General features: G+C 65.9%; 7 protein-coding genes. All 7 read right to left on the bottom strand.

The window, feature by feature from the left end; genetic code table 11:
* A partial coding sequence (locus tag DYI42_RS22925; protein WP_342344729.1) for a GNAT family N-acetyltransferase occupies nucleotides 1-270 on the bottom strand: 270 nt, incomplete at its 3' end.
* Nucleotides 258-857: a VOC family protein gene (locus DYI42_RS22920; protein WP_213549311.1), complete on the bottom strand. Its 600-nt coding sequence runs from the start codon at nucleotides 855-857 to the stop codon at nucleotides 258-260. The genes DYI42_RS22920 and DYI42_RS22925, both read right to left, overlap by 13 nt.
* Before the next feature lie 153 nt (nucleotides 858-1,010).
* Nucleotides 1,011-2,036: an extracellular solute-binding protein gene (locus tag DYI42_RS22915; protein ID WP_213549309.1), complete on the bottom strand. Its 1,026-nt coding sequence runs from the start codon at nucleotides 2,034-2,036 to the stop codon at nucleotides 1,011-1,013.
* A 32-nt stretch (nucleotides 2,037-2,068) separates the two neighbouring features.
* Nucleotides 2,069-2,869 (bottom strand): ABC transporter permease, encoded by an 801-nt coding sequence (locus DYI42_RS22910; RefSeq protein ID WP_213549307.1) that lies wholly within the window; start codon nucleotides 2,867-2,869, stop codon nucleotides 2,069-2,071.
* On the bottom strand, nucleotides 2,862-3,758 hold the full coding sequence (locus tag DYI42_RS22905; protein ID WP_213549305.1) for an ABC transporter permease: 897 nt from the start codon (nucleotides 3,756-3,758) through the stop codon (nucleotides 2,862-2,864). Before DYI42_RS22905 ends, DYI42_RS22910 begins: the two co-directional genes overlap by 8 nt.
* On the bottom strand, nucleotides 3,755-4,804 hold the full coding sequence (locus DYI42_RS22900; protein ID WP_369334187.1) for an ABC transporter ATP-binding protein: 1,050 nt from the start codon (nucleotides 4,802-4,804) through the stop codon (nucleotides 3,755-3,757). The genes DYI42_RS22905 and DYI42_RS22900 overlap by 4 nt, the downstream gene beginning before the upstream one ends.
* Before the next feature lie 46 nt (nucleotides 4,805-4,850).
* Nucleotides 4,851-5,802, bottom strand: a 952-nt coding sequence (locus tag DYI42_RS22895; RefSeq protein ID WP_213549301.1) for an amidase, incomplete at its 5' end; no start/stop codon positions are given.

Raw genomic sequence — 5,802 nt, 5'->3', positions numbered from 1 at the left:
CCCCCAACTGTCCGGCGCCAGCACGATGGAATGCTCCCGCGTGCGATCATACCCCACGCCACGCCGAAACGGCCCATAGCTGGCATAGCCAACAACCCGGCCCGCCTCGGTGGCCACCCAGTAGGGCGCGCCGCCCTCCATCGCCTCCACGATCTCCGCCGGGCGTTTCTCGATGCTGTTGAAGGTCACCACCGTGTCGCGGATCACCCAGTTGATCAACGCGCAGATCGCACCGGCATCCTCCGGTCCGGCCCGCCTTACCTCAGCCACTTCACGCCCTCTGGCGTCTCGAACCGCGCGGCCATCCGCGTCGGCCCGCGCATGAAGCGAAAGCGCGGATCGTCGAGCCCAAGCGCCTTGAGCTCCCGCGCCTCGGCATGGCCCACAAGCAGCTCGGCCAGCCGCACGCCCCGGTCGGGCAAAGCCGGGGCCGGGTGCGGCCCCTGCCACTCGATCAGCGCCGGGTGCATGTTGTTCATCGGCAGGATGCCATCTTCGGGCACCGCCATGACCCAGCGATAAGCCCCACGCGCCAGGGGCATCGGCACGCCCGCCCCCGGTCGGGCCTCCACCGCCGCACCAATATCATCCACCCGGCAGATCCAGCGGGCAATGCGCGGCTGGCCCTCGAAGCGGTCAAGATCAAACCAGCGCGGGCGCCCGGGCTTGGGCGCCTCCGGGTCCACCGCGATCACTTCAAGGTATTCCTCGCCCCCCAGCGACAGCAGCGCATTGTGCGTGCCGAAGGCCTCATGCTGCCCGCCCGCCTCCAACGGCACGCCCAGCGCCTCTTCAACATAGGCCACGCCGTCTTCAAGCCGCCCGCAGAGCACGGCGATATGGTCAAATTCGATCATACGCGAAAGAAGCCACCGCCTGCCGCCCGGTGCAACCCCGTCGTTGGCCGGTTGCCCGGTCTCCGCCCATGCGGATGCGACAATATCATTTGGCGATGCGGAGCCAGACGGCACGGTGAGCGGGGCACCACACCGGCGCCCCGCCCGTTCAGATCACTTCACCAGTTCGGTCCAGATCGCGGTATAAAGATCGGTCGCCGACTGAGGGCATGTGGGCAGAAAGCGCCCCGCCTCGGCAAACTCCTCGGGCACCACGATCTCCGGGGCAGTCTTCATCTCCTCAGGCATGAACGGGTCCGACCCCTCGATGCCGTTGGCATAGCGCGCGAAGGTGGAGATCATCGCCGCGTTCTCCGGCACCATGATGAAGTCGAGGAACTTGTAGGCCTCCTCCACGTTGGTCGCATCCGCCAGCAGCCCCACCGAATCCATCCACAGCGGATAGCCCTCTTTCGGGTAGCCATAAACCACGTCGGGGTTGTTCAGCCGTGCCCGCATGGTCGAGCCGTTCCAGTTGACGGTGGCCACGTAATCCCCCGACGAGAGCTTGTCGGTGGTGCCGTAATCCATCGAAATCCACTTGGGCTTGGCGGCCATCAGCTTGTCGCGCACGCCCTTCAGCAGCTCCAGATCTTCGGTGCAGGCCTCGCCGCCAGCGTTGAAGATCGCCAGCGCCATGATGTCGTTCATCTCGGGAACCACGTTCACCTTACCCACCAGCTCCTCGGGCGGATCGAGGAAGATGTCGGAGGTGTTCACATCGCCGCCATAGACGGTGGTGTTCACCGCCATTCCGGTCGTGCCCCACTGCCAGGGGATGGTGTATTTCCGGCCCTCGTCCCAGGGCACGTTCATCCACTCCTCGGCGATGTTGCCATGGTTCTCCAGCTTGCTCATGTCGAGTTCGGCCAGCAGGCCCTTCTCCACATAGATCGGCACGTAGTTGGCCGAGGGCACCACCAGGTCAAAGCCCGAGCCGCCCGCCTCCACCTTGGCCAGCGCCGTGGTGTTGCTGTCGTAATCGGTGACGGTCACGGTGATGCCGGTCTCCTCGGTGAACTTCTCCAGAAGCTCCGGCGAGGTGTAGTTGCCCCAGTTGAACAGGTTCAGCGTGCCCTCGGCCTGCGCGGCAGCGGCGGAGGCCACGAGCGCCGTGGTGGCGGCAAGTATCTTTCTCATTCTTACTCTCCTTTGTTGGACGTGCAGCGGGTTCAGTCCCGCTTTCGGGTTATCAAAAAGAAGGCCGTCAGGATCACCACCGTCAGCGCCAGCAGCGCCGTCGAGATCGCGTTAACCTCCGGCGTCAGCGCCCGGCGGAGCTGGCCCAGCATGTAGGTCGGCAGCGTGTCCTGCCCGGCGGATTTGACGAACTCGGTGATGATCACATCATCGAGCGAGATCACGAAGGCCAGCATCGCCCCCGCGATGACGCCCGGCATGAGGATCGGCAGGGTGACGTAGCGAAAGGTCTGCCAGGGCGTCGCGTAGAGGTCTGCCGCCGCCGTCTCCATCGTCAGATCCATCCCCTCCAGCCGCGCCCGGATCGGCAAGTAGGCGAAGGGCACGCAGAAGGCCGCGTGGGCGATGATGAGGTAGCCCAGCCCGGTGTATCCAGTGGCGATCTTGATCGAGGAAAAGAAGATCAGCAGCGCCACGGCAGTCACGATCTCGGGCACCATCAGCGGCTGGTTGATCATGATGTAAATCGCCGTCTGCCCCTTGAACTTGCCCCGCCGCGTGGTGCCGAGCGCCGCCATGGTGGCCACCGTGGTGGCAATGCCAGAGGCCGAGACGGCAATGATGAAGCTGCGCACCGCCGCTCCCTGCACCGCCTCGTTGCCCGCCGCCTCGGCATACCACTTCAGCGAGAAGCCGCCCCAGAGGTTCACCGAGTTGCCGCCGTTGAAGGAGTAGATCACCAGCGTCACGATCGGCGCGTAGAGCAGCACGAAGGCGGTGATCGCGATGAAGGTGAAGCCCGGCAGGGTGGTGACGTCGAAGGCCTTACGCATGCGGATCATCCCGGCTCGACACCCGCGTATAGATCAGCAGCGCGCCCATCACGATCACCAGCAGCACCATCGAGAGCGCCGCGCCCAGCGGCCAGTTCTGCCCCTGCCCGAACTGCAGCTCGATGAAATTCCCGATCATCATGTTCTTGCCGCCACCGAGCACCCGGGGCGTCACATAGGCGCCGAGCGAAGGCACGAAGACAAGGATGCACCCCGCCACGATCCCCGGCTTGATGATCGGCAGCACCACGCTGCGCAGGATGCGCCAGCGCGTTGCGTAAAGGTCATATCCTGCCTCGATCAGCTTGAAGTCGAAGCGGTCGATGGCAGCGAAGAGCGGCAGCACCATCAGCGGCAGGTAGACATAGGCCATGCCGATCAGCACGGCGGTGTCGGTGTAGAGAATCTGGATCGGCTCCGAGATGACGCCAAGGTTGATCAGGAAAGTGTTCAGCAGCCCCTGGTTCCGGATCACCTCCATGATCGCGAAGGTGCGGATCAAGAGGTTGGTCCAGAACGGAATGGTGATGAGAAACAGCCAGACGGCGCGGGCCTTGGGCGGGCGCGTGGCAATGAACCAGGCCGTCGGAAGGCCAAGCGCGAAGGTAATGAATGTCGTCGCCAGCGAAAGCTTCACCGAGCGCCAGAAGATCGAAAGGTTCGCATCGGCAAGGCTCACCGTCCCGTCAAAGATATCCCGCTCGAACAGCACCCTGAACCACGCCTCGCCGGAGAGGATCCAGCGCACGCCCGAGTAATCGCCCTTTTCCAGAAAGGAATAGACGGCCACGATCAGCAGCGGCCCGCTGGCCGCAACCAGCAGCAAGAGCAGCGCCGGGGCTGAAAGCAGCCAGCCGTTTGCCGCCTTGCTGCGCCCCGGCCCGCTCATTCGGCCAGCACCTGCACGGCGGCGGCGTCGATGCTCACGCCCACCTTGTCGCCCACCCGTGGCTCCGGCCCGGCCCGGCTCTGCACCCGCGCCACCACCTGCGGGCCACCCGCCAGCGTGAGGGTGAAGTGCGTGTCGGTCCCCATATAGACGGCCTCCGCCACCTCGGCCTCCAGCCCCTCGCCCGGCGGCCCGATGCGCAGTTGCTCGGGCCGCACCGCAAGGGTGACAGGCCCCGCATGTCCGGTGACAGGCAACACCACGCCCGGCGCAATCTCCACGCCATCCGCGCGCGCCTCGCCCTCCAGAAAGTTTGTTTCTCCAATGAAATCAGCCACAAAGCGATCAACCGGCTTTTCGTAAATCTCATGCGGGCTGCCGACCTGAAGCAACGCACCTGCACTCATCACCCCGATCCGGTCGGACATGGTGAGCGCCTCTTCCTGATCGTGGGTGACGAAGATGAAGGTAATCCCCGTCTCGGTCTGAAGCCGCTTCAGCTCCACCTGCATCGCCTTGCGCAACTTCAGATCAAGCGCCGAGAGCGGCTCGTCCAGCAGCAGCACCTCCGGCTCCGGCGCCAGCGCGCGGGCCAGTGCCACCCGCTGTTGCTGCCCGCCCGAAAGCTGCGCCGGAAGCCGCGTGGCAAAGGGCTCGAGCTTCACCAGCCCCAGCACCCGATCCACCGCGGCGTCGATCTCGGCCTTTGACTTGCCCTGCATCTTCAGCCCGAAGCCCACGTTCTCCGCCACCGTAAGATGCGGGAACAGCGCGTAGCTCTGAAACACCGTGTTCACCGGGCGCTGGTTGGGCGGCACCCCGGTGATGTCACGCCCACTCAGCAGAATCGCGCCGCTCGTCGGCGTCTCGAAGCCCGCGATGCAGCGCAGCAGCGTGGTCTTCCCGCAACCCGATGGGCCGAGAAGCGTGAAGAACTCACCCTTGCGGATGGCAATCGAGATATCACCCAGCGCCGTAAAGGCCGCGGCCCCCGTGCCATAGACCTTGCCCACATTCTGCGCGACGACAGCGTGTTCTTCGCTCAATTCTTCAGCCCCCTGATGTGAGACAAGAGTGCGCTGTGTCAGGGCTTTAGGCAAGCGTTGCCGCATCAATGGGCGGGCAGCGCTGTGCGAATGGGCGGGAAGCCTCCAGCTCTGCACAAAGCGCGATCAACTCCGCATCGGCGCCGAAGGGAGCGGCAAGGTGCAGCCCCACCGGCAGGCCCTCAGGCGTCCAATGCAGCGGCACCGAGGCGGCGGGCTGGCCGGAGGCGTTGAAGGCCGCGCAGAAGGGCGAGTAGTCGAACACCCCGCCCGGCCCGATCCGGTAGGCCTCGAAATCCTCGCGCTCGTGGCTGAAGCGGCCCACCTTCGCGGGCGGCTCCGCCAGCGTGGCCGAGAGCAACACGTCGAAGCGCCCCGCAAAGAACCGCGCCATCTGCCGCCCGAAGCCATGGATCGTGTCCACCGCGCTCAGGTATTCCGCCCCGCTGATCCCCTTGGCATACTCCACCGCGCCGCGCGCCACGCCCTGAAGGTCGCCCTCCTGCAAGCCGCGCCCCTTTTTCTTCAGCGTCGCGGCCACCCATTGCGCGGTGCCGCAGCCCACGATCTGCGTCCAGGCCCGCATCATCGCGTCCTGGTCCGCCTCGGGCCGCGCGGGCTCGACGTGGTGGCCAAGGCTCTCCAGCAGCTTCGCCGTCTCCTCCACCGCGCGGTGGCACGCCGGGTCAATCGCACCACCGCTGAAGGTCGTGTCACACACCGCCACCCGCAACCGTCGCGGGGGCCGTTTGATCGCCTCGCTGTAGCTCATGGGCATCGGCGGGGCCGCATAGGGCTGGCCAAGGTCGGCCCCGGCGCAGGCGTCCATCATCGCGGCGTTGTCCCTCACCGACCGGGTCAGAAAGCCGTCCGTCGCCATCCCCGCCCAGCCCTCGCCCGCCGCCGGTCCGTCAGGAAAGCGCGCGCGCGTGGGTTTGAAGCCGAAGAGCCCGCAGGAGGAGGCCGGTATCCGCACCGAGCCGCCCCCGTCCGAGCCA

Origin of the sequence: Vannielia litorea, assembly GCF_018424695.1 — a bacterium.
In the GTDB taxonomy this organism is placed as follows: Bacteria; Pseudomonadota; Alphaproteobacteria; order Rhodobacterales; family Rhodobacteraceae; genus Vannielia; species Vannielia litorea_A.
The sequence above is the reverse complement of the archived record's forward strand: the minus strand, read 5'-3'. Positions and strand labels throughout refer to the sequence as shown.